General features: G+C 46.3%; 26 protein-coding genes. 20 read left to right on the top strand and 6 right to left on the bottom strand.

The genetic code is table 11. From position 1 onward, the window contains the following. Positions 1 to 651, bottom strand: a complete 651-nt coding sequence (locus tag H8L47_RS02370) for an arylesterase (protein WP_186951624.1) — start codon at positions 649 to 651, stop codon at positions 1 to 3. Between the two features lie 13 nt (positions 652 to 664). Here H8L47_RS02370 and H8L47_RS02365 point away from each other — a divergent pair, with 13 nt between their 5' ends. After that, the gene (locus tag H8L47_RS02365; RefSeq protein WP_186951623.1) at positions 665 to 1,357 is read left to right on the top strand and encodes an ABC transporter ATP-binding protein; all 693 of its coding nucleotides are present in this window, start codon (positions 665 to 667) and stop codon (positions 1,355 to 1,357) included. A gap of 12 nt (positions 1,358 to 1,369) precedes the next feature. Here the strand turns inward: H8L47_RS02365 and H8L47_RS02360 are convergent, their stop codons facing one another. Genes H8L47_RS02360 through H8L47_RS02340 form a run of 5 tightly spaced genes read right to left on the bottom strand, consistent with a single transcriptional unit; the run spans position 1,370 to position 5,701 of the window. Then, positions 1,370 to 2,161: a UDP-2,3-diacylglucosamine diphosphatase gene (locus tag H8L47_RS02360; RefSeq protein WP_186951622.1), complete on the bottom strand. Its 792-nt coding sequence runs from the start codon at positions 2,159 to 2,161 to the stop codon at positions 1,370 to 1,372. A gap of 18 nt (positions 2,162 to 2,179) precedes the next feature. Continuing rightward, entirely contained in the window at positions 2,180 to 2,668 is a 489-nt protein-coding gene (locus tag H8L47_RS02355) for a peptidylprolyl isomerase (RefSeq protein WP_186951621.1), read from the bottom strand. A gap of 35 nt (positions 2,669 to 2,703) precedes the next feature. Continuing rightward, a complete protein-coding gene (locus H8L47_RS02350) occupies positions 2,704 to 3,366 on the bottom strand; it encodes a peptidylprolyl isomerase (protein ID WP_408057680.1) in 663 nt (220 codons plus the stop codon). A 47-nt stretch (positions 3,367 to 3,413) separates the two neighbouring features. Further along, positions 3,414 to 4,682, bottom strand: a complete 1,269-nt coding sequence (locus H8L47_RS02345) for a L,D-transpeptidase family protein (protein ID WP_230413545.1) — start codon at positions 4,680 to 4,682, stop codon at positions 3,414 to 3,416. Next, on the bottom strand, positions 4,682 to 5,701 hold the full coding sequence (locus tag H8L47_RS02340; protein WP_186951619.1) for a YybH family protein: 1,020 nt from the start codon (positions 5,699 to 5,701) through the stop codon (positions 4,682 to 4,684). The genes H8L47_RS02345 and H8L47_RS02340 overlap by 1 nt, the downstream gene beginning before the upstream one ends. A 482-nt stretch (positions 5,702 to 6,183) precedes the next feature. Between H8L47_RS02340 and H8L47_RS02335 the strand changes: the two genes are divergently transcribed. From H8L47_RS02335 to H8L47_RS02245, 19 genes are all read left to right on the top strand, one after another. Continuing rightward, entirely contained in the window at positions 6,184 to 7,158 is a 975-nt protein-coding gene (locus H8L47_RS02335; protein WP_186951618.1) for an acetyl-CoA carboxylase carboxyltransferase subunit alpha, read from the top strand. Then, complete coding sequence (gene tilS / locus H8L47_RS02330; protein WP_186951617.1) at positions 7,155 to 8,546, top strand: tRNA lysidine(34) synthetase TilS; 1,392 nt, start codon at positions 7,155 to 7,157, stop codon at positions 8,544 to 8,546. The genes H8L47_RS02335 and tilS overlap by 4 nt, the downstream gene beginning before the upstream one ends. Before the next feature lie 33 nt (positions 8,547 to 8,579). Further along, positions 8,580 to 9,284 (top strand): DNA polymerase III subunit epsilon, encoded by a 705-nt coding sequence (gene dnaQ, locus H8L47_RS02325; RefSeq protein WP_186951616.1) that lies wholly within the window; start codon positions 8,580 to 8,582, stop codon positions 9,282 to 9,284. 536 nt (positions 9,285 to 9,820) lie between these two features. Continuing rightward, positions 9,821 to 10,138: a flagellar transcriptional regulator FlhD gene (flhD, locus tag H8L47_RS02320; protein ID WP_110254236.1), complete on the top strand. Its 318-nt coding sequence runs from the start codon at positions 9,821 to 9,823 to the stop codon at positions 10,136 to 10,138. A 38-nt stretch (positions 10,139 to 10,176) separates the two neighbouring features. After that, positions 10,177 to 10,731, top strand: a complete 555-nt coding sequence (flhC, locus tag H8L47_RS02315; RefSeq protein ID WP_186951615.1) for a flagellar transcriptional regulator FlhC — start codon at positions 10,177 to 10,179, stop codon at positions 10,729 to 10,731. A 15-nt stretch (positions 10,732 to 10,746) separates the two neighbouring features. After that, the gene (locus tag H8L47_RS02310) at positions 10,747 to 11,553 is read left to right on the top strand and encodes a class I SAM-dependent methyltransferase (protein ID WP_222616373.1); all 807 of its coding nucleotides are present in this window, start codon (positions 10,747 to 10,749) and stop codon (positions 11,551 to 11,553) included. Positions 11,554 to 11,671: 118 nt separating this feature from the next. Then, positions 11,672 to 12,532 (top strand): flagellar motor stator protein MotA, encoded by an 861-nt coding sequence (gene motA, locus H8L47_RS02305; RefSeq protein WP_186951613.1) that lies wholly within the window; start codon positions 11,672 to 11,674, stop codon positions 12,530 to 12,532. 17 nt (positions 12,533 to 12,549) lie between these two features. Next, the gene (motB, locus tag H8L47_RS02300; protein WP_186951612.1) at positions 12,550 to 13,473 is read left to right on the top strand and encodes a flagellar motor protein MotB; all 924 of its coding nucleotides are present in this window, start codon (positions 12,550 to 12,552) and stop codon (positions 13,471 to 13,473) included. Between the two features lie 86 nt (positions 13,474 to 13,559). Beyond that, positions 13,560 to 14,108: a chemotaxis protein gene (locus H8L47_RS02295; protein ID WP_186951611.1), complete on the top strand. Its 549-nt coding sequence runs from the start codon at positions 13,560 to 13,562 to the stop codon at positions 14,106 to 14,108. Between the two features lie 51 nt (positions 14,109 to 14,159). Then, the gene (locus tag H8L47_RS02290; RefSeq protein ID WP_110253733.1) at positions 14,160 to 14,525 is read left to right on the top strand and encodes a response regulator; all 366 of its coding nucleotides are present in this window, start codon (positions 14,160 to 14,162) and stop codon (positions 14,523 to 14,525) included. Between the two features lie 50 nt (positions 14,526 to 14,575). Next, complete coding sequence (gene cheA, locus H8L47_RS02285; protein WP_186951610.1) at positions 14,576 to 16,609, top strand: chemotaxis protein CheA; 2,034 nt, start codon at positions 14,576 to 14,578, stop codon at positions 16,607 to 16,609. A gap of 35 nt (positions 16,610 to 16,644) precedes the next feature. Then, positions 16,645 to 17,154, top strand: coding sequence for a chemotaxis protein CheW (locus H8L47_RS02280; protein ID WP_186951609.1), 510 nt, complete (start codon positions 16,645 to 16,647; stop codon positions 17,152 to 17,154). A gap of 76 nt (positions 17,155 to 17,230) precedes the next feature. Continuing rightward, positions 17,231 to 18,964 (top strand): methyl-accepting chemotaxis protein, encoded by a 1,734-nt coding sequence (locus H8L47_RS02275; protein ID WP_186951608.1) that lies wholly within the window; start codon positions 17,231 to 17,233, stop codon positions 18,962 to 18,964. A gap of 227 nt (positions 18,965 to 19,191) precedes the next feature. Beyond that, positions 19,192 to 20,091 (top strand): CheR family methyltransferase, encoded by a 900-nt coding sequence (locus H8L47_RS02270; protein WP_186951607.1) that lies wholly within the window; start codon positions 19,192 to 19,194, stop codon positions 20,089 to 20,091. Next, positions 20,088 to 20,696 carry a chemoreceptor glutamine deamidase CheD gene (gene cheD / locus H8L47_RS02265; RefSeq protein ID WP_186951606.1) on the top strand — a complete coding sequence of 203 codons (609 nt, stop codon included), beginning with the start codon at positions 20,088 to 20,090 and terminating at the stop codon, positions 20,694 to 20,696. The genes H8L47_RS02270 and cheD overlap by 4 nt, the downstream gene beginning before the upstream one ends. A 50-nt stretch (positions 20,697 to 20,746) precedes the next feature. Continuing rightward, positions 20,747 to 21,823 carry a protein-glutamate methylesterase/protein-glutamine glutaminase gene (locus tag H8L47_RS02260; RefSeq protein WP_186951605.1) on the top strand — a complete coding sequence of 359 codons (1,077 nt, stop codon included), beginning with the start codon at positions 20,747 to 20,749 and terminating at the stop codon, positions 21,821 to 21,823. A gap of 103 nt (positions 21,824 to 21,926) precedes the next feature. Next, positions 21,927 to 22,316: a chemotaxis response regulator CheY gene (gene cheY / locus H8L47_RS02255; protein ID WP_110253727.1), complete on the top strand. Its 390-nt coding sequence runs from the start codon at positions 21,927 to 21,929 to the stop codon at positions 22,314 to 22,316. 438 nt (positions 22,317 to 22,754) lie between these two features. Beyond that, positions 22,755 to 23,972: an EAL and HDOD domain-containing protein gene (locus H8L47_RS02250; RefSeq protein WP_186951604.1), complete on the top strand. Its 1,218-nt coding sequence runs from the start codon at positions 22,755 to 22,757 to the stop codon at positions 23,970 to 23,972. 143 nt (positions 23,973 to 24,115) lie between these two features. Beyond that, a complete protein-coding gene (locus H8L47_RS02245) occupies positions 24,116 to 25,801 on the top strand; it encodes a phospholipid carrier-dependent glycosyltransferase (protein WP_186951603.1) in 1,686 nt (561 codons plus the stop codon). The last annotated feature ends 134 nt before the right edge of the window (positions 25,802 to 25,935 follow it).

Here is a 25,935-nt window from a genome sequence, read left to right as displayed (position 1 = left end):
TTATTTACTTAAAAGTGGCAACAAATGTGGCCAGACATTATTGAGTATAGCTGGATGGGCCTCTGCAGCAGGGTGGATGCGGTCTGCCTGGAACAGCGTCTCTTTTTCTGCTATGCCTTCCAGTAAAAAGGGAACTAATGCTGTCTTGTTTGCCTTTGCCAATTTTTCATAAAGAGAGAAAAAACGCTCGGAATAATCGGGGCCATAATTTGGTGGGATTTTCATGCCAGCTAAGAGCACTTTGCTGCGCTGCATCTTTGCCATGTCTATCATGCCTTTGAAATTATCTTCAGAAGCTTTTAGCGAGAGGCCACGCAAGGCATCATTGCCACCTAGTTCGATGATAAGTATATCTGGATGATGTTTTTCCAGTAGTTTGGCCAGTCTTGCCTTTCCACCGCTGGTAGTGTCGCCGCTGATGCTGGCATTGATGACAGTGGCCGGGATATTTTTTTGCTGCAATCTCTGCTCCAGCAAGGCTACCCAGCCTTTGCCACGCACCAGTCCATATTCGGCAGATAAGCTGTCGCCGAGCACAAGGATGGTTTTTGATGCAGAATATGCGGGTAAAGTAGTAACTGCAAACATGACGAGCACCAGGGCTTGCTTTAATAAGCTGCTGACGTGACCTGACAATCGAGTAAAAAGCATACGTAAAGACCTTATGGAATCAAATAAAGCGGCAATAGAAGTAAAGCACCTGACCAAGCGCGTAGCGGATGCGACTGGCGAGTTGAGCATACTGAATGGCATAGATTTTACCGCGCAAGCTGGGCAAACGCTTGCAATTGTTGGGGCATCTGGTTCTGGCAAGTCAACCTTGCTTGGTATTCTTGCAGGTCTGGATACGCCAACGGAAGGCAAGGTCATGCTGGATGGCGTAGATATTTTTGATTTGACAGAAGATGGTAGAGCGCAATTCCGTAAGGAGAAACTGGGTTTTGTATTTCAGTCTTTTCAATTATTGATGCATTTGAATGCATTGGAAAATGTCATGTTGCCGCTGGAGTTGCGTGGTGATAAACAGGCTCGTGCCAAGGCAGAGAAAATGCTGGAACACGTTGGACTGGGTTCAAGACTCAGGCATTATCCCAAGTTTCTGTCAGGTGGTGAGCAGCAGCGGGTGGCGCTGGCTCGGGCGTTTGTCACCGAGCCGCCTTTGTTGTTTGCTGATGAACCTACCGGCAGCCTGGATGCCGCCACTGGCGAGGCTATCATCAATCTGATGTTCACTTTGAATCGCGAGCGTGGATCAACCCTGGTCCTGGTTACGCACGACTTGTCGATTGCAGCAAGATGTGGGAGGGTGTTAAGCATCAGTGCCGGTCATTTGCGGTCTGACACTGTCAATGCATGAGGATGCATTAATTTACTTCAGGTTCCCGTCCCAGTTGTAAGCCTGAATATTGCCATCACTATAGGCAGCCAGCCAGCCGCCACGCTTGGTCTGGTCATCGCAATCGCAATCCCAGTCCGGCAATACATGCCTGGTTTGACCATTATTGGTGTGTATGGCTGGCCTGTGCGTATGCCCATGTATCATGGTGCTGCTGCCAGTTTGTAAAAACAATGCTGCAATGGCATCAGCGTTGACATCCATGATGGCGACGGATTTTTGTTTTTGTTCCATCTTGCTTTCTGTCCGCAAGCCTTCAATGATTTTTTTGCGTTGCTCAAGTGGCATAGCCAGGAAAGTCGTTTGCCACTCTGCTTGCCTGACTTGCGCCCTGAATTTCATGTACGCGTGATCATCTGTGCATTGCGCATCGCCATGGCTAAGCACTATTTTTTTGCCTGCCAGATCAATTACGCTGGGATCATTCAGCAAGATTGCCCCGGTTGCGGCAGAAAAATCGGCGCCGATCAAAAAATCGCGATTTCCAGCTATCCAGTATAGTTGCACGCCGTGATCACGGACTTTGCGCAGGGCCTGGACGATGGGCAAATTATAGCTGTCGTTGATATTGTCATCACCCACCCAATATTCAAACAAATCCCCCAATAAATACAGTGACTTGGCCTGAGTCGCCTGCTTGTCGAGAAAACTTAAAAATGCCGCCGTGGTCAAGGGCAGAGTGGTATTTAAATGGGTGTCAGAAACAAAAAGCGCAACCAGTTCAGGTTGCGCTTTTGTCTGATTCGCGCTGTGGTCTGCGATCATGGATTGTGCTAATAGATATTAAACGATTTCTGCTTTTTCGATCAGGACGTTTTCTACCGGTACGTCCTGGAACATGCCAGTACGGGTGGTTTTTACCGCTGTGATTTTGTCGACGATATCCATACCCTCAACTACTTTACCAAATACGCAGTAACCCCAACCATCCTGGCCTGGGTAATCGAGGAAGTCATTTTTTTTTGTATTGATGAAAAACTGGGCTGAAGCAGAGTGCGGATCGCCAGTGCGTGCCATGGCCAGTGCATAACGCTCATTTTTCAAGCCATTCTTGGCTTCATTTTCGATAGGGGCATTGGTGGACTTTTGGTTCATGCCTGGCTCAAAACCGCCGCCTTGTATCATGAAGCCGTCAATGACACGATGGAAAATGGTGCCATTGTAGTGACCGGATTCAACATAGGCCAGGAAATTGGCAACGGTTTTAGGAGCTTTTTCTTCGTTCAGGTCAATCTTGATATTACCGAAGTTGGTGGTCAGAATAACGGCCATGATAGTCTTTCGTTTCAAAAAGTTTAGAGATTTGTTTACTTTAGCAGGGTAGCGGATTGAATGATAACTGGTTTGATAGGCACATTTTGCATCATTTTTGCCTCGCCAGTTTCGACCACTTTAATTTTTTCAACCACTTCCATACCCTTGATGACCTTGCCAAATGGCGTGTAGCCTGCTGTCATTGCCAGTGCTCGGGCGCGTCTTTCGTTGACGGTGTTGCCACGGTACTGGAATTCTACAGGGTCTCCCTCAGGCAGGATTTGATGGTTCAGGAACTCATTGTCTTTGACATTGATGTAAAACTGCGCGCTTGCCGAATTAGGGTCTTGCGTGCGGGCCATGGCAACCACGCCGAGGTCATTTTTCAAGCCGCGGTCCAGCGCTTCACGTGCTTCCAGCGGGACAGGTTTATTGGTCGGCTTTTCTTTCATATCCTTGTCGTAACCCCCACCTTGTATCATGAAGTTATCAATGACACGATGAAAGATGGTTCCTTTGTAATGTCCGCTTTTAACGTACTTGAGGAAATTTTCGACGGTTTTTGGGGCCGCCTCAGGGTAGAGTTCAATAACGATTTCACCCATGTTGGTCTTAAATGCGACCTTTGGTTGCCCTTCGGCAAAACTGAAGGCGCTTGCCATCATCAGGCAGGTGCCCAGAAATACACTGCCCAGTCCGGTTTTTGATATTTTCATATTCAGCATACGTTAGTGATGGAAGAAATAAGTTTACAGTAAACTGCTCAGACGGTGGTCTCGTAAATGATGCGCCATCTGGCTGCTTCTTTCAGCCAGTATTGACGTTTGCGAACCGCCGCTCTGGCTTTGCCATTCGTGGTTTCCTGGGTAAAGGTGCTGACGATGAGCTCATCCTTGCCTGGGTAACGAAAATGGGTGACATCTTTCAATTTTATAACAGGATTATGCCAGTTATCCCAACTTTGCTGCTGCTTGGGAAACCAGGTATTCAGGTTATCACCCTGCATAGTCTTAAAATTACGCGAATAATTAGTCAAAATGCGATTGGCATTCTGGCTTTGCATGTCCATGCGCCAGTCATCGACCAGCTTTTCTGCCAGATGCCTATCAAGTATCCATTTATTGCGGCTGACAAATTCCAGTTGCTCACTAATGATGACTGGGGTTTTTCCTATGTCCACCATGGACGAAATTTTCAAAAAATCCGGATTCGTCAATACCACGCAGCCATCAGATGCTAAGGGTGGGCGGCTGAAACTCTCAGGCGGCATGCCATGCAGCCAGATGCCAGAGCCATTGCGGCCATTGAATTTGTCCCATTCATTGGGGTAATTCAGGGGCAGGGCGCCAGGGCCATAAAAGCTAGGCAGCTTAGCGCCAGCCAGACGGCTGGTGATGTAATACACGCCTATGGGTGTTTTTTGATCACCTTCTTTGAGTTTATTGATGCCAAATTTTCCCTGGCTGATGTAGAAGTCGTTGACCAGACGTGGCTGGCCCCCGGTATTTTCATAAACATATAAACGCGATTTTTTGGCATCAACGACAATGGCCTGTTTCTGGTCGTCGCGCAATTGCAGGATGACTCTAGGGATAAGCTCGGGGTCTGGGCGTTCACGGTAAGAACGTAGTCGAGCTGCCGCTTCATCTCTGAGGTCTTTCAATTTGTCCGGTTGGGTCAAAGCGCCAACGCCAAAATTGCGTACCGGGCGAGTATGCATTAACAACAAATCGCCTTGTATCAGATGGGCTAGTTGAAAATGTGGATAAGCTTCAACCAAAGCATCTATCTTGCTTTGAGCCTTTTGCAAGTTATTGGCAGCCAGGCTTTTATAGACTTCAATGAGCAAGGTATCCGGGTCAGGTGCATTTGGATTGATTTCAGCAGGCGCGACCTTGTTTGGTCGTGACTTGGCCATGACCAATGCTGGCGATAGTGCATATGCCAGGCATGTCAGTACAATAATAGCAAAAATACGCAATTTTCCGACTTTGCCAGCAGCCGGAATATCAGGATTGACAGCGAAAAACATTAGCTACCCGCACGCTCCTGTTTGATCTGCCATTTGCCGTCCTGCTTTACCATTTGCAGGGTTTTACGGCTATTGGCAGTCAACTGATCAGATGTATAAATCTGGCGGAATTTGACGGTTGCGGTATTACCATCCACATCGACTTTGGATGATTCAATTTTGACGTTGATGCGGCCTTTGCCTTCTATCCTGTTGCGGCGTTCTTCTGCCCATGCTTTGAAGCTTTCACCCTTTGGAGGTTGAAAGTCTTTTGCGTAATGGCCCAGATAGGCATTGGTATCTTTATTGCTCCAGGCCTTGGCCCAATTTTCTACCGCTTTCATGACATCTTCTTCTGATTTGTCAGTGGTGGCAGCAACAGGCGCGGGCTTGGTTTTGGGTTCTGGCTTGGCGGTTTCAACTTCAGGTTTTGCCGCCGCAACAGCAGCGGAATTAGTCTTGACTGGCGCAGCAGGTGTTGGCGCTGCTGTTGCTGCCATGGCTGCTTTAGGATTGGTGCCGCCAGTGGTATTGCCAACCAGATTTTTAACCAGGGTGAGTTTCAGCTTGGCGGTATTGTTTCCAGAATCGAGCTGTAAGGCCTTGTCATAAGCCTGGCTTGCCAGTTTGGCATACACATCGCCCAGGTTTTCATGGGCCGTGCCATAAGTTGGATTGGTCCTGATGGCCATTTCCAAAGCGGCACGTGCCTTGTCATATTGCCCTGATGAAGCATATAGCACTGCCAGATTATTATAAGGTTCAGGCAATTCCGGATAATCGTCGGTCAGTTTAGTGAAAATGCTGATGGCTTCCGCAGACTTGTTTTGCTCTGTCAGTATTAAACCCTTGAGAAAGCGCATCTGCGCATCCTTGGGGCGCTGTGCTAATGCCGCATCCACTTTCTGCAAGGCTTCACCTACTTGGCCAGCCCTGAGTAATTTGCCAACATCTGCGGCCTCATCAGCGCGCGCATAGGCAGACATCAATAACAAGGACAGACTGGATACGGTAAGTACATTCTTTAAAATGTGGCGCATGGTGTTCGGTCTTGGATTTATAGGGGTTAGGCAGAACATATAAGCAGCAATGTTATACTGGCTTGCAAGCAAAGCGCCATCTTATCAAATAAGTTGCCGACTATGGGTGTTTGACAAACAAACAGCATTTTCCCTTCACTTTATTTTTCAGTTTTAACTGAATCTGTGACGTCACGTGACTTGTATGCAAGTTGTGGGCTATAGGGATTTGTGTCATGGAAACAGGTATCTGGATGCTGATTTTTACTGCTCTGGCGCAAGCCAAAAGCGGGGAATACTGGACAGCAGGGCAGGTTTTGATATCTAATCTGGTCCGTCAGGACTAATTGTCCATTATAAAAACATACGAATTTTGCAAAACAGGCATCTAAATTCTTGTTTTGTACGCTTAGCATAGCGACACTTGATTCAATTAAACACAGCGCCAGCGCCAGAATGAAATTGGATTTTTTTATCAACTCGTGTGATGTTAAGGAGGCACGATGACTAAAACGACATTTTTAAATTTTGAACAATCAATTGCAGAACTGGAAACAAAAATAGAAGAACTGCGTTTTGTTCAAGATGATTCCGCAGTCGATATTTCTGAAGAAATAGACAGGCTGTCGAAGAAAAGCCAGATGTTGACAAAGGATATTTACGCCAAGTTGACCCCGTGGCAAGTGTCGCAAATCTCCCGCCACCCTCAGCGTCCATATACGATGGACTACATCAATCAGATGTTCACTGATTTCCATGAGTTGCATGGCGACCGCAGTTTTTCAGATGATCAATCCATCGTGGGCGGTCTGGCAAGGTTCAATGGTCAGGCATGTATGGTCATGGGGCACCAAAAAGGTCGTGATACCAAAGAACGTGCCATGCGCAATTTCGGTATGCCCAAGCCAGAGGGCTATCGCAAGGCCATGCGCCTGATGAAGCTGGCTGAAAAATTCGATATACCTGTATTTACTTTTGTTGATACCACTGGCGCATGGCCAGGCATAGATGCCGAAGAGCGCGGCCAGTCCGAGGCTATTGGTCATAACCTGTATGTTATGGCAGAGCTGAAGGTGCCGCTGATCACCACTATTATTGGTGAAGGTGGTTCTGGTGGTGCGCTGGCGCTGGCAGTAGGTGATGCCGTATTGATGTTGCAATATGCAACTTATTCCGTGATTTCTCCGGAAGGTTGTGCTTCTATCCTGTGGAAGACGTCTGATCGCGCATCTGATGCTGCTGAAGCGCTGGGTCTGACCGCGCACAGATTGAAAGCTATGGGCCTGATTGACAAGATCATCAATGAACCTTTGGGCGGCGCCCACAGGGATCCAAAACAGATGTGTGCCTTGGTAAAACGCGCACTGGCTGACACTTTGCGTCAATTCCAGGGCGTGAAAACCAAGGATTTACTGACTGCCCGCCATGAAAAATTACTGAGCTATGGCAAGTTTAAGGAAACGAAACTTGCTGAATGAGGTCAGATCAACATTGCTCAGGTCTTGAGCAAACATTCTCAAAAAAACTCGATGCCATTATTGCTGATTTCTGTGAAGGAAAGCTGCAAAATGGCGTCGCTGTAGCTTATAGCGGCGGACTGGATTCCACGGTTTTGCTATCCCTGGCGATGAATTACTGCCGCCGCAGCGATATCCCCCTGTTTGCCTTTCATGTGCACCACGGCCTGAGTTCCAATGCCGACGCCTGGCTCGAGCACTGCCGGGCCAGCTGTGTTGCCGCTGGCATCAGCTTTCAATCTGAATGCATACAGGTTAGCCGCGATAGCGGCGATGGTGTGGAGGCGTCTGCGCGTAAGGGGCGCTACCTGGCGTTGGGGCGAATGTCAAAAAATACAGGTACTCCATTAATCCTGGCTGCTCATCATCAGGATGACCAGGCTGAAACTCTGTTATTGCAGTTGTTACGCGGCAGCGGCGTAGCTGGCATGTCGGGTATGGATGTTTGTCATCGTGCACCCAATTTGTTTGGCCATGATGAAGTCATGCTGGGGCGGCCTCTGCTGACCGAAAAACGAAGCACACTGGAAGCTTATGCGAGTCAGCAGGGTTTAAACTACATCGAAGATGAATCCAATACTGACCAGCGCTATCTGCGCAATGCCATACGCCACAGTGTAATGCCGGTGCTTGAAGCTTTATCACCCGGTTATTCGGAGCGCATCGCGCGTTCTGCTACCCATTTTCAGGCGGCACAAGATTTGCTGCTGGAAGTTGCTCAGCAGGATTTTGTCAATTGCACGTATGAGACTGGCCTCGCAATTGCTGCCATGCGAGCACTGAGTCCTGCACGCAGGGACAATTTGTTCCGCTACTGGTTTTCCAGGGCTGGTGTGCGCATGCCAACGACCTCGCGCTTGCAAGAAATGCAAAGCCAGCTGTTTGATGGGCGTGAAGATGCACGTATTACAGTGCATCACGATACTATCGCCATACACCGCTATAAAGACACTGTCTATTTATCAGATCAACAAGCTGAAGTGGCAGAGGAAGGTCGTTTGCAGGAGTTTGTCTGGCAGGGGCAGGCGTATATTCATTTCCCTGAGTTTGCTGGTAGCCTTTATTTTGACCAGAGTGTTCATGGTCTGGAAGCATCCTGGTTGCAGTCGCAGGCGCTTTCCCTGCATTTACGCAGGGGAGGAGAGCGATTAAAGTTGGCAGAAAACCGTTCGACCCGCGACATGAAGAGTCATTTTCAGTCTTTGCGCATACCATTCTGGCAGCGGGAACGCTTACCCTATGTCTCGATAGGCCAGGATTTACTGTTTGCTGCCGGCGTAGGCATGCAAAGCCGGTTTTGCCAGGCTGCACCAGGCGCATGTATTTCCCTGCGCTGGGTTTTTGATTAAATTAAGTATTGTCGTCTTATAGGAATATTCAATATGCGTAGGCAACTAGTCCTCGATACCGAAACCACAGGTTTAAATGCACGCAATGGCGACCGAATCATAGAAATTGGCTGTGTAGAATTAATTAATCGTAAGCTGACTGGTAATAATTTCCATCGCTATATCAATCCTGAGCGTGATTCTGAAGAAGGCGCGCTGGCAGTTCACGGCTTAACGACAGAGTTTTTAAGCGATAAGCCCAAGTTTGCCGAAGTGGTTGAAGAGTTCTGTAGCTATATCAAGGGTGCGGAAATCATTATCCATAATGCACCCTTTGACGTCGGCTTCTTGAATGCAGAGCTCACGCGCCTGAATTTGCCAGTGCTGACTGAATATTGCCCCAGCATTGTAGATACCCTGGTGCAGGCTAAGGAATTGCATCCTGGAAAGCGCAATTCTCTAGATGCACTCTGTACCCGCTATGAAATTTCAAACTCGCACCGCAAATTGCATGGCGCTTTGCTGGATGCTGAATTGTTGGCAGATGTTTTTCTGGCAATGTCGCGCGGGCAAAATAGTTTTGAGATCGATATTGAGGAAGATGACGCCCCAAAGCAGGAGGTCGTCACCTTTGATATGCCAGTGGGAGAGATTGCAGTCTTGATGGCAACGGATGAAGAGATGGGGGAACATGAAGCCCTGTTGTCAGGTCTGGATAAGCAAATCAAGGATAAATGCATCTGGCGCACGACTGTGTAGGAAATAATGGTAAATATTGCTTTTAAAGAAATGCATAAAGAGCAATAAATATAAGAATTGCTAGCTTTAATAGCCATCTAAATGACTCAAAAAAGATCACTTGTTGCAAACAGGTGATTTTTTTTTGAGTTTTTTTTGATCCCAACCCTAAAGTTTTCACAATTTGTTGCCGTTACGAGGGTATGAAAATAAATCGAAAATATTTTTAAATTTTCCCTAAAGTTTTCTAAAGTGCTGCCGTTAATGATTGTAAGGCGATGAAGTAAAACCTCGTTTTTTACGTAAGTAATTGTTTTCATTGATGTTTTTTGAATTGGCCAATTTTGCTGATCCGAAAAATAAAAATCAGTTTTCTACGAAATTTAGTTTTGTAGATGTCTAAATGTGCCTGTAGGATATTTTCCTACGGCATGCCTTCGTTTTATTCTTGGTTTAAATACGGATTCTCGCTTATACAGCCGCTTTTCCACAGCCTGCACAATGTATCTCACTGGCAACGCAAACATGCCGCTGATTACAAACTGGAGGGTGAGAAAATGACGCAGAACGATATGATGGCCGAGATTCGGGATGCCAATTTGAGTTATTTGATGTTGGCACAACAAATGATTCGCGCTGATAAAGCGACCGCTATTTTCCGTTTGGGTATCGGTAAGGAAATTGCAGACCTGATCGAAGGTTTGAATAACGCCCAGATTTTGAAATTGGCTGGCTCCAATATGATGTTGGCGCGCTTCCGCTTTGAAGATAGCTCGATTTTGTGTATGTTGACAAATTACAACAAGGAACGTGCTCTTGCGCATTCCCATGCTGCGATTTTGATGGCTGGTCAGCCAGTTGAAGAAATCCATTAATTTGTCGGGCATTGAATCGAAGCGGACGGAGAAAAATCATGGCAAGCAAAAGCGTAGTAAACGAAGCTCACGAAATTCAACTGGCAATTGAATTGGTCAATCTGGGTGCCAGATTGCAATTGCTGGAATCTGAGACTTCCTTGTCGCGTGAGCGTCTGCTGAAGATATACAAGGAATTGAAGGGGGTATCTCCACCAAAAGGCATGTTGCCTTTTTCTGCTGACTGGTTTGTTACCTGGCAGCCAAATATTCATTCTTCCCTGTTTATGAATATTCATAAATATTTGCGCGAACATGCGGGAGTGACTGGCATCGAGGCCGTCATCAAGGCATATCGCCTATACTTGGAGCAATTTCCAGTGCCAGCGGGTGAGGAGCCAGTATTGTCTCTGACACGTGCCTGGACTCTGGTTCGCTTCTTTGAAGGAAAAATGCTGAGTTTTGCAAAATGTTGCAAATGTGGTGGGCATTTTGTTGCACATAGTCTGGATTTGCATGATGATTATGCATGTGGTTTGTGCCACGTCCCGTCAAGGGCAGGTAAAACAAAAAAAGCAAAAGATGCTGAGGTCTCGCTGGAAATGGTGGCTTAAAATTCAGGAGGAGCCTTGGAGGTAGTATCATCGAAAACTCGCAAAGGCAAACTCCTATTGGGTGATGGAGTCTTTTCTTCGCCCGTCTTTCTGGCGCTGTTATTGCAGTTACTCGCTTTTGGCTTGTCTTATTTGTTGTATGTCACTGATCAGTGGTGGTTTGGCGGCATACTGTCTCCTTATTTTCTTCTCACTATTCACGCTAGTTTAGCCGCTGGCCTCAGCATTATGTTGGGCATGAGTTGGTGGTGGTGGTTAATACAATTTATTTTCCCGCTTGCAGTTATTGCTTCTCTTGTTTTTCAGTTGCATCCAGCACTTAGTTTGTGCATCTTTTTGCTGATGGTATTGTTGTTTTGGTCAACTTACCGTACGCAAGTTCCATATTTTCCTTCCAAATCCAGTTTATTGCCGTGTATTCTTGAGCAACTACCTGCGCGCGATGATTTGCGTTTCATTGATATAGGTAGTGGCTTTGGTGGTGTATCCGTCAGTCTCGCAAAACTGCGGCCACAGCAATCATTTTATGGCGTCGAAATCGCGCCTTTTCCCTGGCTAGTAAGTTGGTTCAGGGCGAAACTGGCGGGGCCCAGACTTGGTTTTTACTTGAAAGACTATCTTCGACTTGATTTCGCTGAATTTGATGTGGTGTTCGCGTATTTGTCGCCAGCGGCCATGCCAGAGTTGTGGGTGAAAGTGAGGTCTGAGATGCGGTCGGATACCTTGTTCATGAGTTATGAGTTTAAAGTGCCTGGTATTGATGCGGATGTAACTATAAAAAGCAATGCGAATGACCCCGCTCTCTATATCTGGCGCATATAATGATCATAGTGAAATGTATTCCTGAAGCAATATTTAACCTTCCATTTCTGGTGAATGTTTCAGGTCTGAGGTAGTGTAGTCGATATTATAAAAAATCCTCTCTAAGGAGTAAAAGCCTGTGTTAGTTATCGTTGGCTATATCATTGTGGTTGGCTCGGTCTTTGGCGGCTTCGTCATGTCCGGCGGACACGTTGCTGTATTGTTTCAGCCACTGGAATTGTTAATGATAGGTGGCGCCGCGGTAGGTGCTTCACTGGTGGGTAATAATGCAAAAACTCTGAAGGCTTCATTGAAAGCACTTCCTGGCGTTTTGAAAGGCTCAAAATACAATAAAGCTTTGTACATGGAGTTGATGACCATGTTGTTTGATGTGCTAACCAAAGTGCGTAAGGAAGGCCTGATGTCCATCGAAGGTGACATCGAACGTCCGGAAGAAAGCCCGCTGTTCAGTAAATATCCTTCAATTGTTCATGATCATCATATGATGGAGTTCATATCGGATTATTTGCGGCTGATGGTCTCAGGGAACATGGATGCTTTTCAGATCGAAAACTTGATGGATAATGAGTTGGAAACGCATCATCACGAAGGTGCAGTTCCTGCACATTTCATCGCCAAGCTTGGTGATGGCTTGCCTGCTTTTGGGATTGTGGCTGCGGTGATGGGCGTTGTGCACACGATGGAATCGGTTGGTATTCCGCCTGCTGAATTGGGGATTCTGATCGCGAAGGCCTTGGTCGGTACCTTTCTGGGTATCTTGCTGGCATATGGATTTGTCGGTCCTTTGTCTAGTTTGATGGAGCAACAGTTGGATGAGTCATCCAAGACTTTTCAATGCATCAAGGTCACTTTGTTGGCCAGTCTGAATGGTTATGCCCCAGCTTTGGCAGTGGAATTTGGGCGGAAAGTGCTATATTCAACTGAGAGGCCCACCTTTTCGGAGTTGGAAGATCATATTAAGCAATCAAAATCTAAATAATAAAAACAGGTTTGATGATGGCAAGCGAAGAACTTCGACCAATTATAGTCAAACGCATCAAGAAGGTGGCCGGTGGTCATCATGGTGGTGCGTGGAAGATTGCGTACGCTGACTTTGTCACTGCGATGATGGCTTTCTTCTTATTGATGTGGTTGCTGGGGTCTACAGCCAAGGGTAATTTGAACGGCATTGCCGAGTATTTCCAGACTCCCCTGAAGGTGGCAATGGCTGGTGGTGATGGCAGTGGCGATAGTTCTAGTGTTATCAAGGGCGGTGGTAAGGATCTCAGCGCACGAGAAGGGCAAAATCGCAAAGGTGATATTGACGCACAGAAGAAAACTTATAATCTCCAGGCTGCAGAGGCTGCTTTGGCCAAAGTTGAAGCTGAGAGGTTAAAGGGCTTGAAAACAAAAATTGAAGCGGCGATTGAGTCTAATCCTACCTTGAAGCAATACAAGAAACAATTGTTGTTGGATATTACAACCGATGGTTTGCGTATTCAAATGGTCGATGAACAAAATCGCCCTATGTTTGCCTCTGCCAAGGCAGATTTACAGCCCTATACCAGAGAAATTTTGCATGAGATAGGCAAAGCACTTAATGATGTGCCTAATCGCATCAGTTTGTCTGGCCACACTGATGCAGCGCCGTATGGTAGTGGCGAACGCGGCTACAGCAATTGGGAGCTCTCTGCTGACCGTGCCAATGCATCAAGACGTGAGTTGATTTATGGGGGGATGGATGAGACCAAGATGTTAAGAGTCGTTGGCCTTTCTTCTTCGGTACTCTTTGACAAGCAAGATCCTTTGAATCCTATCAATCGTAGAATCAGCATTATCGTCATGAATAAGAAAGCAGAGCAGTCTGCATCGCAGGACGGAGGCACCATTGAAGTCGAAAGTCAACCTGACTCAAGTGCAGAAATTTCAGTCAAGCCTTGAAAGAAGTAATGACAGGCAAGGCAGTAGCAAGCTACAAGTAAGACTGCAGCATCATTAAGTCAAAATGCATAGATAGGATGCTTAAGATGTCCAAAAAGAAACTGTTGGGTTCTCAGGTTAAGCAACTTTTATCAGGTGTGTCTGATCATGGAAATGCACATTTGCTGGAGGTTGAGACCGACCTTGCGCAAACAACGATACTCCTGGGTGAGGCGATAGAAAAGCTGGGTGTCAGCTTCATGGCGCTGCATGCAGCAATATCGAGTGAGCAGGAGGAAATCAATTTGATCGTCAGCTCTGGCGGTGTTTCAGATGAAAGTGTGTTGCGGCTCAAGGTCATACAGGAAGATATTTCCAAGCATATCAGCTCAGCAGTAACCAGCTTGCAATTTCAGGATTTGACCAGTCAATTGATTTCACGAACCTTGCAAAGATGTGAAGGCTTGCGCGAAGTGCTGGGGACTTTAGGTGTGTTGGGTAATGATATTGAACATGATGGTGAATCTGATGAATTGACGGCGTTGCTGCGCGAAACTAACTTACGCCTGGAAAAGCAAAGTGCGGATCTGAAGAATTTGTTACGTAAAGCAGTGCATCAAAAGCATCTGGATAGTGGTGACATAGAGTTATTTTAAATCAAGTGGCAGTGAGCGGAAGCTGCCTATAATTCGTATAACGGAGTAAATATGGCCAAGACAATTTTAGCTGTGGATGATTCTGGCTCCTTGAGGCAGATGGTAGCTTTCAGTTTAAAAGCAGCGGGATATCAGGTAATTGAAGCAGTTGATGGTCAGGATGGTCTGGAAAAAGCACGTAATCAAGTAGTCGATTTGGTGCTGACGGACCAAAACATGCCAAGAATGGATGGTCTTACTCTCATCAAGTCTTTGCGTGGTTTGCCATCTTATGCGCGCGTGCCCATCCTGATGCTGACAACTGAGTCAAGCGACGATATGAAGGCTAAAGGTCGTGCTGCTGGTGCCAATGGCTGGCTGGTAAAACCATTTGATCCGCAGAAACTGACTGAAGTGGTTAAAAAAGTGATTGGCTGAATTCATGGCCCGCAGTTTGGGCAAACAAATGTAAATCACGGAGTTTAATAATGACGATTGACATGAGTCAGTTTTTCCAAGTGTTTTTCGACGAGGCGGAAGAGCTTCTTGCCGAGAAGGAAAAATTGTTACTTGCCGTCGATATCTCTTCGCCAGATCCTGAGGATTTGAATGCCATTTTCCGGGCAGCTCATTCCATCAAGGGTGGAGCTTCGACTTTTGGCCTGACGGACATGACAGAAGTGACTCATATTCTGGAGTCGCTGCTCGATAAAATACGCAAGGGAGAGATGGCGCTTACTGGGGAGCACGTCGACGCTTTTCTCATCGCCAAAGATATTTTGAAAATGCAGCTTGATGGCCATAGGCTCGGTACCCCTGTTGATCAGGATGCTGTTGCTGATGTCAGGATGTTGCTGCAATCGCTGTCACAGGATCCGGTGCCCGCATCGGCACCTATCGCCAGTTTTAATAGCCGAATCCCAGAGCTTGATCATTCCGATGTCGTCTTTAAAACGGCATTTAAAATTGAAATGCCTGAAGTATCTGAAGCTGATGCTGTCGCCATCATGTCTGAGTTAGGGTTGCTGGGTGCGATTTCCAGGCTCGATAATAATGGTAAAAACGTAGTTCTGGCATTACGCACCAATGAAAGCAAAGATGACATCATTTCGATTTGTTCTTTCATACTTAATCCTGATACTCTGAAAATAAGCGAAGAACAGATTGCCAGCTTACCTGCTGGCAAGGCAGAGCCTACCGAAGATGAGCTTGGATATGGATTCTTTGAACCTCTGGAATCCATGTTTCCACCAGAAGAAAATAAAGCCGCTCCTGTAGCTGAAAAAATGGTGGATGTTGTTGCCGCTGAAAAGCAAGTTCAGCAAGCCGAGAAAAAAATTGAAAAACCTGCGGCCTCTCAAGAATCCTCAACCATACGGGTTGGTATAGAGAAAGTGGATCAGTTGATTAATCTGATCGGTGAGCTGGTGATTACCCAGGCCATGCTGGAACAGCGTACTCAGGATCTTGACCCTATCGCCAATGAGCGCTTGTTAAGCAGCGTTGCACATTTGACGCGCAATACCCGTGATCTGCAAGAGGCCGTCATGTCCATACGAATGATGCCTATGGATTATGTGTTTTCACGTTTCCCGCGCATGGTCAGAGATCTGGCGACCAAACTTGGCAAGAAAGTTGAATTTGTCACTTATGGCGCTTCGACGGAGCTGGATAAAGGCTTGATTGAACGCATCGTTGATCCACTTACCCATCTGGTTAGAAATAGTATCGATCATGGTATAGAGATGCCGGCAACCAGGGCGCAATCTGGTAAAAATGAAACCGGTAAATTATCCCTTTCTGCTGTGCATCAGGGCGGCAATATTGTTATTGAAGTCAGTGATGACGGTGGTGGTTTGCACAGGGAAAAAATTCTCGCCAAGGCAAAGCAGAATGGTTTGACTGTATCTGACTCTATGACTGATAGTGAGGTCTGGCTCCTGATTTTTGCTCCCGGCTTTTCTACTGCTGAGACTGTCACTGATGTTTCAGGTCGCGGTGTTGGCATGGATGTCGTCAAACGTAATATAACTGCCATGGGTGGGGTAGTCGATATACGCTCGGCGAAAGGATATGGAACAACTATCACGATTTCCCTGCCTTTGACACTGGCAATACTTGATGGCATGTCGATTAAATTTGGTAACGAGATTTATATCTTGCCTTTGGGCTTCGTTATGGAATCGTTGCAACCGACCAAGGCGGACATTAAAGAAATCAGCGGCAAGGGCAGGGTGGTCAAGGTCCGTGACGAGTATCTGCCACTCGTGCCGTTGTACGAATATTTTGACATTCAGCCCAAATATACTGATCCATCCGATGGCATTGTTGTCATTGTTGAGGTGGATGGAAAAAAAGCGGCGCTGTTTGTTGATGATCTGGTAGGTCAGCAGCAAGTTGTGGTGAAAAACATAGAATCAAATTACAAGAAAGTCCCCGGAATCTCAGGTGCAACGATTCTGGGCGACGGTGGTGTTGCACTTATTTTGGATGTCGCTGCTGTTTTGCGCACCGCGCGATGAAGATTGAATTAGAAATTTAAGACGAGGAAAAAGAAATGACGCAAATTTCACAGGCTGGTGATCATGGTTCCAATGATGGAACTAAGTCCGATATTGCTGGGCATGAATTCCTTGCTTTCACTTTGGGAAATGAAGAGTACGGTATTGACATTCTCAAGGTGCAGGAAATACGAGGTTACGAAGCAGTAACTCGCATCGCCAATGCCCCAGATTTCTTGAAGGGTGTTATCAACTTGCGCGGCATTATTGTTCCCGTCGTTGATATGCGCATTAAGTTTAATTTGGGTACGCCTACCTACGATCAATTCACGGTCGTTATTATTTTGAATATCGAGGGTCGCATAGTTGGTATGGTCGTGGATAGCGTTTCCGATGTTACTACCTTGTTGCCAGAGCAGGTCAGGCCAGCACCAGAAATGGGAACAACGTTTAGCACAGACTTCCTGATTGGTCTCGGTACGCTGGATGATCGCATGTTGATACTTGTAGACATTGATAAATTGATGTCGAGTCCAGAAATGGGCTTGGTTGATACCGCGGCATAGAGCCTGTTTTTCCTGGATTGATTGGCAAGAAAATAGAGTCGGTGTAGTAGCTAGCAAAAAATAAAATGGAGACGCTATGAATCTGAGAAATTTTAAAATCGGCACCCGCCTGGGATTAGGCTTTGCACTTATTTTGGTGGGCCTGATTGCAGTTATTCTATTTGTTAATGCGCTTAGCGGCAACAATCGCAAGGCAATGGCGGATGGTTTGAACCTGTCCGCACAAAAGCAGGTATTGGCAAATAATATGAAAAGTGCCTTGTTTGAAGGCGGAATAGCCATGCGCAATATCGGCATACAGTCAGATGTCGGTGAAATGCAAAAAGAAGAGGCCAAGGTCAAGCTGCAAAAGAAAAAATATGAAGAAGCCAAGGATAAAATTGCTTCTTTGGGTTTGAGTGAAGAAGAAAAGAAAATTCTTGGTGATATTGCCAAAATTGATAAGGAAATAGATAAGCCATTAAAGGATGCTGTTGGCCAGGCGTTGGCATTTAATGCGGAAGGTGCTGCAAAGATTATTGCGACAGTGATTGATCCCTTGAGCACCAAATCAATCCAGGAAATGAATAAGTTGGTCGATGTGCAGGATGTGGCTTCGAAGCAGGTTTTTGAAACCTTTGCAGCTGCAGGCGCGAAACTGACTAATTGGCTTTATGTCATTTTGTTGTCTGCTCTGGCATTAGGCGCACTGTTTGCCTGGACCATCACTCGTAGTATTACACAGCCCTTGCAAGAAGCCCTGAGTCTGGCTGAAACTGTGGCAGAAGGAGATTTACGTAGTCAGGTCGCAGTAACAGGTAATGATGAAGTGGCTTCATTGTTCCAGGCTTTGAAGAATATGAACGACAATTTGGCTGCCACGGTTGGGCAGGTAAGGACCGGTACAGAGACAATCACGGTAGCATCCCAAGAGATTGCTTCTGGTAATGCTGATCTGTCCAGTCGCACGGAATCGCAGGCCAGTTCGCTGGAAGAAACCGCCAGTTCGATGGAAGAGCTGACCAGTACAGTCAGGCAAAATGCCGACAATGCACGCCAGGCTAATCAGCTGGTAGTCTCTGCATCCGGTGTTGCTGTCAAAGGTGGTGCAGTGGTTGGTCAAGTTGTGAGTACCATGGGTTCGATCAAGGAAAGTTCTCGCAAGATTGTTGACATCATTGGCGTGATTGACGGTATCGCCTTCCAGACCAATATCCTGGCCTTGAATGCGGCAGTGGAGGCCGCCAGGGCAGGTGAACAGGGTCGCGGCTTTGCCGTGGTGGCGGCAGAAGTGCGCAACCTGGCGCAGCGTAGTGCCAGTGCTGCGAAAGAAATCAAATCGCTCATCAGTGATTCAGTAGACAAAGTCGATCAGGGTAGTAAGCTGGTAGATGAGGCTGGCAAGACCATGGATGAAATTGTCACCAGTGTCCAGCATGTGGCCGACATCATGAGCGAGATCACAGCAGCCAGCCAGGAACAAAGTTCAGGTATAGAACAAGTGAATCTGGCGATTACGCAAATGGATGAAATGACGCAACAGAATGCAGCCCTGGTTGAACAGGCAGCGGCTGCGGCAGAAAGCATGGAAGAACAGGCTGTCGCACTGGCCCAGGCAGTAAGCGTGTTCAAGCTGAACATTGCTGGAGGGCATGTCTCACACCAGTCAAAACCAGTGGTCAGCAAAGCAGTGAGCAAACCTGCTGCACCTGCCAGATCTGAGCTAAAAGCATTGCCAAGAGCAGCGCCAGCAGGTACTTCTGGTGCTGGTGCCAGAGCTAGTAAGCCCGCAGTCGATGCAGGAAAGCAAGACGACTGGGAAGAGTTTTGACAGCTGCAGGATGATGGTAATTATGCAAAATTGGTGTTTGACTCATATTGCTAAGACTTGCATCAGCTTATTAAAGTGTTGTGAATCACGGATTTAGTTTAACTTAATTAACAGCAAATATTTTTTAGTCTGGCAAAATGCCTGTGTAGATATTGGTTGTCTGGATTTTTATTTGAAATCAGCTTTCGTCTCTGAAACAGGATGGGGAAAGTTTAGGAAAGCATTGAATGACAAAATCCATCGATAAAACCAGGTCGGATACTTCAAAAGAGTTTTCATTTAACTCAAGAGATTTTGACCGTGTCAGAGACTTGATTTATAAAAGAGCCGGCATTTCATTGGCTGATAGTAAGCAGGAAATGGTGTATAGCCGCTTGGCGCGTCGTTTGCGGGCGACGGGCATCAGTTCGTTTTCTGAATATCTTGATGGTTTGGAAAGTCATCAAATTGAGTCTGAATGGGAGGCGTTTACGAATGCGTTGACAACCAATCTGACTTCGTTTTTCAGGGAAGAGCATCATTTCCCTATCCTTGCTGAACATATTGCAAAAAAGCATGAAACAGTAAATATCTGGTGCTCAGCCAGTTCGACAGGGGAGGAGCCTTACTCTATTGCCATGACGCTTTGTGAGGCATTTGGAACGCTGCGTCCCCCTGCCCATATCATTGCAACGGATATAGATACCAATGTGCTCGAAACAGCCTCGCGAGGGGTCTATAACTTGGATCGCATAGAGAAATTGTCTGCAGAGAGAACACGCAAATTTTTTCTTAAAGGCAAAGGTGCGCAAGATGGCTTGGTTAGGGTGCGGCCCGAATTGAGGGATTTGATCACATTTAAGCAATTGAACTTATTGGAAGATAATTGGCCTTTGAACGGTGAATTTGATGCAATTTTTTGTCGAAATGTCATGATATATTTTGACAAGCCAACGCAAGGCAAAATTTTGAAGAAATTTGTTCCCTTGATGAAGCCGGATGGCCTCTTGTTCGCGGGTCATTCAGAGAATTTTCTGTATGTCTCGGATGATTTCAAGTTGAGAGGCAAGACGGTCTATGAACTGGCTAAATCCCATTCTTCAGGCACCAGACCGACATTGCGCCATTTGCAAAAGGGTAATCCATGAGCCAGCTAAGTGAAGAGCATTTTGCAACGAACGTCTATTACGACCGAACTTTCGATTGTGATGCTGCGAAAATATTGCCTGGTGAATTTTATTTCACCAACAAGGACATGCTGATCGTGACGGTTTTGGGATCTTGTGTTTCTGCATGCATACGCGATCGTGTGTCTGGTGTGGGTGGAATGAATCACTTCATGTTGCCCGATTCTGGTGGTGATGCAGATAACCCAGTGTCAGCATCCATGCGTTATGGAACCTATGCCATGGAAGTACTGATCAATGAATTGCTAAAGGCTGGTGCCAAGCGAGAAAATATGGAGGCGAAGGTATTTGGTGGTGGCAATGTCTTGCGCGGCTTTACAGCGATCAATGTCGGTGAGCGCAATGCGAAATTCGTGCTCGACTATTTGCGTGCAGAGAGAATGCGCGTCATTGCTGAAGATTTGAATGATATTTATCCGCGCAAAGTTTATTTTTTTCCTCGGACTGGCAAGGTTTTGGTCAAGAAACTCAAAGTGGAACATAACGATACCCTCAGAAGGCGTGAGCAGGATTATGCCAGCAGGCTCAAAACGACTTCAGTTGGTGGTGAAGTGGATTTGTTCTAGTTAATTAAGGTGTGGTGTCTGTATCTGGACAGCACACGGAGTAATTTTGAATGAAAATAAAAGTATTAATTGTCGATGACTCTGCGTTGATACGAAGTGTCATGAGCGAGATTATCAGTAGTCAGCCAGACATGGAAGTGGTCGGCGTGGCACCTGATCCATTGGTTGCGCGCGAATTGATCAAGCAGACTAATCCAGATGTGCTGACTTTGGATGTGGAAATGCCAAAAATGGACGGTTTGGATTTCCTTGAACGTTTGATGCGCTTGCGGCCCATGCCTGTCATCATGGTGTCTTCTTTGACTGAGCGAGGCTCGGAGATCACTATGCGCGCGCTGGAATTGGGGGCGGTTGACTTTGTCACCAAACCCAAACTGTCCATACAAAGTGGCATGCGGGAATATACTGAGCTTATTGCCGACAAGGTTAGAATCGCCTCCAAGGCCAGAATTAGGCCAAGAAGTGTACCATTAGCAGGTTCTTCGCAGGCAACTGTTGGTGTATTGCCACAGGTGCGCAATCCACTGACCAGTAGTGAGAAACTCATTATTATTGGCGCGTCTACAGGAGGAACTGAGGCGATAAAAAATTTCCTGGTGCAGATGCCTTCTGACTGCCCGGGAATACTGATCACTCAGCATATGCCGGAAGGCTTTACGCGCTCATTTGCAAAGCGTCTGGATGGTTTGTGCAAGATTTCAGTGTCTGAGGCAGCAGGTGGTGAGCGTGTCTTGCCTGGTCATGCCTACATCGCTCCAGGTCATTCTCATTTGTTGTTGGGGCGTAGTGGAGCCAACTATGTGACACAACTCGACCAGGGAGAGCCGGTAAATCGCCACAGGCCTTCGGTAGATGTCTTGTTCAGATCTGCTGCAACTTATGCAGGTAAGAATGCTGTTGGGGTGATTTTGACTGGTATGGGTAAAGACGGTGCGGCTGGAATGCTGGAAATGAAAAACGCCGGCGCATACAATTTTGCCCAAGATGAGGCAAGTTGTGTAGTATTTGGTATGCCGCGAGAAGCAATTGCAATTGGCGCGACACATGAGGTTGGCCCTTTGAATGAATTGCCCGCAAAGGTGCTGCATTATCTTGCAACGCATGGCAGTAGAGCCTTGAGGGTGTGACGTTTTGATAGAATTTAATGTGTTACAGTAATTTCAGCACCGTTTTATCTCAATTTGTCCGATAATGCTAATAACTGTCCTTAAAGAAATAGTGGAGTAATTCATGGCCGATCAAAATCTCAAATTTTTAGTAGTCGACGACTTTTCTACTATGCGTCGCATAGTGCGGAATTTGCTGAAAGAATTGGGATATTCCAATGTCGATGAAGCCGAAGACGGTGCAATGGGACTGGCAAAACTCAAGAATGGTGATTTCGATTTCGTCATTTCAGACTGGAATATGCCTAACATGGATGGACTGACGATGTTGCAGCATATCCGTGCAGATCCAGCTTTATCAAAAATGCCGGTATTGATGGTGACTGCTGAAGCCAAAAAAGAAAATATCATTGCTGCTGCCCAGGCGGGTGCCAATGGTTATGTGGTGAAGCCATTCACTGCAGCCACTCTGGATGAAAAACTGACCAAAATTTTCGAAAAACTTGGTAAATAGCAGGACAATCAGTTTTGCCTGGAGAGGAAAATGAGTCAGTGTATCAATCCAGATACTCAAGCAAAAAATCTCCCAGACAGAACAGGGTGTATCGTCAGGTTGTTGCGTAATAATTTTGCCATTTTGCAAATGGGCAAAACATTTCGCCGGAGAAGCGCCGGATGTATATTGTCGCCTTGGTTCTGCTGCCAAAATAATGGAAATAACCGTGCAGGCATCCATCATGTTGTTAGCAATTCAATGCACGGTTTATTGGGTGCTTGATGATGGCAACTGACAGTAAATTGAGTAGATTGCAGGAGCCGTCTTGAATGGCACGCACATTAATCGACAACGCAATTCCGGGCTGCTTTAAATCAGAATTAACTTGATGATTTGCGTGGTAGCCTTGGAGGCTGAATTTTTCAATCATATTAATCCAACATAAATAATACTAAGATGATAGAAGAAAGCTTCATCGTAAGAGAACCCTTACTCGATCCTAAGCAGAGAGTTATTGGTTTTCAAATTTCCTGGCAGCAGCCAGATCAGAATGCAGAAGCAAGCACGGAAAGCCTGAGTGCTTTGCTTGAGTTTGTTGCTGTGCAATTGCATGATGACGACAAAGGTTTCTTGCTCGGTGATAGCCTGCTGTTCCTGGAAGCGGTACCTGAGTTATTGCATGCAGAGGGCTTGAAACTTCTTCCTGCCAAGAATACCGTATTGATACTTCATAAAAAATATTTTGCTGATCCTGAAACACTGGCGGCAGTGACAGAATTGCGCCAACTTGGTTATGGCATATGTTTGCGCGGCGCTGAAGTAACTACGCTGGAGCGCGCTTATTTTGCACAAATTACCCATCTCGAAGTTAAATTGAACGCGTCCAATTTTGCATCTCAGGCCAAGGTGTATGCAGCTTTGAAGCAGTCAACTGTCCGTATGGTGGCGCGCGATATCACTGCCTGGCAGGATTTTGACGCTTGCTCAGCATTGGGACTGGATAGCTTTGTCGGTAAACTGCATTTGACACCAAGGCCAAGCACTGCACCCAAAACTTTAAATACCTCGCAAACGACTATTTTGCAATTAATGGAAATGGTTAGAAAAAATGCGGACATCCAGCAGCTAGAAGCAGTAGTCAAGCGCGATGCGACTCTGGCGTATAAGCTTTTGCGCTACATTAATTCTGCTGGTTTTGGTTTGCGTTCTGAAGTGCAATCCTTGAAGCATGCGGTCCAGATGCTGGGCTATAGTCCCTTGTATCGATGGCTGACACTGTTGTTGGCTACTGCCAGTACCAGTGGTTATTCCCCGGTATTGTTGGAGACTGCCATCGTTCGTGGTCGTCTTGCCGAGATTCTGGGGCAAAGCAAAATGTCCAAGAGTGAAGCGGAAAATCTGTTTGTGGCGGGCATGTTCTCTTTGTTGGACAGGCTCTTGGGCATTCCTATGGAAGAAGTGCTGTCATCCATACAATTGCCTGAGGTTGTTACCGAGGCGCTAATATCTCGCGGCGGCACTTACGGCCCATTCCTGGCGCTGGCTGAGGCATGTGAATTGAATAGCATGTTGGTTGGTTCTTTGGCTGAATCTTTGAAGATTACTCCACCGGACCTGAATGCGGCACACATGGCGGCCTTGGTGTGGGCAAAAAATGTTGCATCCGTAGCCTGAATAAACTGTACACCTCCAAAAAGACAAGCATATTGCTTGTCTTTTTTTTGCTTTATTCATCAAGAATGGATACAGTTCGCTACTTGAAAAAAATTCGCCAATTCTCTCTTTGAATTGTCCTTAGGGAATCATTCTTTACCAACATGAGTGCTGTACAAGCTGAAATTGAAGTGCATCAAACAAGCATACCGGTCTGGCTGGTGTGGTCAGTGACGTTCTTCTTTTTGGCTTATGGTCTGGGCTGTTACCCTATACTGGATAATAATGAAGGTCTTTACGCGGAAATTCCAAGGGAAATGCTGGCTTCAGGGGATTGGCGCCATTGGATCATCCCTCATCTTAATGGCTTGGCGTATATGGAGAAGCCACCCCTGTTATATTGGTTGACAGCGATTTCCTTTGCTATTTTTGGTGAAAATGAATGGTCTGCCCGACTAGTACCAGCATTTTCAGCACTCTCATGTGTGGCTATGATTCTATGGTTTGGTCGGCAGATTGAGCGGGTTACTGCTGCCAGACTAGCTGCATTAATGTTTATTACTGGCTTTGGCGTCATGGCCATGTCGCGCACCCTGATGTTCGATATGCTCTTGACAGTGTTTTTTACGGGCGCTGTGATGAATGGCTATTTATTTAGTCGATCGGGGGCCAGGGAAAAACTCAATTGGTCTTTGGGCTTGCTAGCTTTTGCGTTGTTGGCCAAGGGTTTTGTGGCGATTATTTTATTTGTTGCCGTCACCTTCACCTACACCGCGCTGTTTTCCAGTTCGGTGTCAGATTTTCTAAAAAGAATTATTGCCTGGTTTAATCCTAAGGCACTAGGTATTTTCTTGCTGATAGCCTTGCCCTGGCATATTGCTGCGATACTAGCTGAGCCTATATTTGCCTGGTTTTATTTTATCAATGAACATGTGCTGCGTTTTTTGGGTAAGCGTGAGCCGCATGATTATTATGCTGGTGCCTGGTGGTATTACTTGCCTCGGATGGTGATTTATCTTTTTCCCTGGTCTTTCTTTTTGCCGGTGCTTTTGTTTGTCAAAACCAGGAATCCATGTCAAAGAATGCTGCATATTTTCCTGGCATGTGCATGGATCATGCCAGTGCTGTTCTTTTCTGTATCCAGTGCCAAAGCGAACTACTACCTCGTCGTAGTCATGCCTCTCGTCGCCCTGCAACTTGCAATAGCCCTGGAAGACAGGCAATTTGGGCGAGCATGGGGCAGGGGGCTGGTTGGCTTGGTCATGGCGCTATTGTTTGGGGCGCTCGCCTGGCTGGCAAGCAAGCAAGGTACGTCTCAATTTTCTTCTTTGCTTGTCTTCGGTATGCAAAGCATGCAATTTTTTCAGGCATTTATGATTTCTGCGTGCATAGTAAGTCTATGCGTCGCGCTTATCGTGTGGCGTTTGCCACGCTTAGGGATTTTCCCTTTTGCGGCATTGCCTGCGCTGATTCTGGTTGGATTGATTGGTGTCCTGCAGGCGGCAGCGCAATGGACATCGACCCAACCCCTGGTAGCGGAATTGTCTGCAATGAAAATCAAGCGCGAAGTGTTTTTGTTTAGAGTCTTTGAACATCAGTCTTCTCTGCCATTTTATTTGAGGCAGCCAGTGAGGGTAGTTGAAAGTCGAAGTAGTGATTTGTTCTGGGGTAATAAATTGCACAAAAATAATATTGTTATTTCAGACATGATTTTCGACAAGATTACAGACCAACAATTGGTTAGCCTGATTGTGCTAGACGAGGATATGCCTAGTTTTATTGATAAAAAATATGTATCAAAATTCAAAAACAGTAAAAAAATTGGTCGTAGCACCCTGTTTATGAATTGAGTTTGGCTGACAAGACAATTTCTTCCTGCTGGCGTCTGGAGTCGGGTAGGTCATCAAGGTATAATCACGCTTTCTGATCCAACCAGCACTTGTGCACGGCAGGTTTTGTGTACATTGCCTCAACTACCTCGCTC

Source organism: Undibacterium umbellatum, from assembly GCF_014284125.1.
GTDB classification, from domain to species: domain Bacteria; phylum Pseudomonadota; class Gammaproteobacteria; order Burkholderiales; family Burkholderiaceae_D; genus Undibacterium; species Undibacterium umbellatum.
This window is presented reverse-complemented; position numbering and strand designations above follow the sequence as displayed.

Coding starts and splice junctions, on each gene's coding strand:
- flhC (WP_186951615.1), top strand. CDS start 10,177: ATGGCAAGCAAAAGCGTAGTAAACGAAGCTCACGAAATTCAACTGGCA.
- H8L47_RS02260 (WP_186951605.1), top strand. CDS start 20,747: ATGAAAATAAAAGTATTAATTGTCGATGACTCTGCGTTGATACGAAGT.
- H8L47_RS02290 (WP_110253733.1), top strand. CDS start 14,160: ATGGCCAAGACAATTTTAGCTGTGGATGATTCTGGCTCCTTGAGGCAG.
- H8L47_RS02280 (WP_186951609.1), top strand. CDS start 16,645: ATGACGCAAATTTCACAGGCTGGTGATCATGGTTCCAATGATGGAACT.
- H8L47_RS02345 (WP_230413545.1), bottom strand. CDS start 4,682: ATGTTTTTCGCTGTCAATCCTGATATTCCGGCTGCTGGCAAAGTCGGA.
- flhD (WP_110254236.1), top strand. CDS start 9,821: ATGACGCAGAACGATATGATGGCCGAGATTCGGGATGCCAATTTGAGT.
- cheY (WP_110253727.1), top strand. CDS start 21,927: ATGGCCGATCAAAATCTCAAATTTTTAGTAGTCGACGACTTTTCTACT.
- H8L47_RS02245 (WP_186951603.1), top strand. CDS start 24,116: ATGAGTGCTGTACAAGCTGAAATTGAAGTGCATCAAACAAGCATACCG.
- H8L47_RS02360 (WP_186951622.1), bottom strand. CDS start 2,161: ATGATCGCAGACCACAGCGCGAATCAGACAAAAGCGCAACCTGAACTG.
- H8L47_RS02270 (WP_186951607.1), top strand. CDS start 19,192: ATGACAAAATCCATCGATAAAACCAGGTCGGATACTTCAAAAGAGTTT.
- H8L47_RS02355 (WP_186951621.1), bottom strand. CDS start 2,668: ATGGCCGTTATTCTGACCACCAACTTCGGTAATATCAAGATTGACCTG.
- H8L47_RS02295 (WP_186951611.1), top strand. CDS start 13,560: ATGTCCAAAAAGAAACTGTTGGGTTCTCAGGTTAAGCAACTTTTATCA.
- cheA (WP_186951610.1), top strand. CDS start 14,576: ATGACGATTGACATGAGTCAGTTTTTCCAAGTGTTTTTCGACGAGGCG.
- tilS (WP_186951617.1), top strand. CDS start 7,155: ATGAGGTCAGATCAACATTGCTCAGGTCTTGAGCAAACATTCTCAAAA.
- cheD (WP_186951606.1), top strand. CDS start 20,088: ATGAGCCAGCTAAGTGAAGAGCATTTTGCAACGAACGTCTATTACGAC.
- H8L47_RS02365 (WP_186951623.1), top strand. CDS start 665: ATGGAATCAAATAAAGCGGCAATAGAAGTAAAGCACCTGACCAAGCGC.
- H8L47_RS02350 (WP_408057680.1), bottom strand. CDS start 3,366: ATGAAAATATCAAAAACCGGACTGGGCAGTGTATTTCTGGGCACCTGC.
- H8L47_RS02275 (WP_186951608.1), top strand. CDS start 17,231: ATGAATCTGAGAAATTTTAAAATCGGCACCCGCCTGGGATTAGGCTTT.
- dnaQ (WP_186951616.1), top strand. CDS start 8,580: ATGCGTAGGCAACTAGTCCTCGATACCGAAACCACAGGTTTAAATGCA.
- H8L47_RS02250 (WP_186951604.1), top strand. CDS start 22,755: ATGATAGAAGAAAGCTTCATCGTAAGAGAACCCTTACTCGATCCTAAG.
- H8L47_RS02335 (WP_186951618.1), top strand. CDS start 6,184: ATGACTAAAACGACATTTTTAAATTTTGAACAATCAATTGCAGAACTG.
- motB (WP_186951612.1), top strand. CDS start 12,550: ATGGCAAGCGAAGAACTTCGACCAATTATAGTCAAACGCATCAAGAAG.
- H8L47_RS02370 (WP_186951624.1), bottom strand. CDS start 651: ATGCTTTTTACTCGATTGTCAGGTCACGTCAGCAGCTTATTAAAGCAA.
- H8L47_RS02340 (WP_186951619.1), bottom strand. CDS start 5,701: ATGCGCCACATTTTAAAGAATGTACTTACCGTATCCAGTCTGTCCTTG.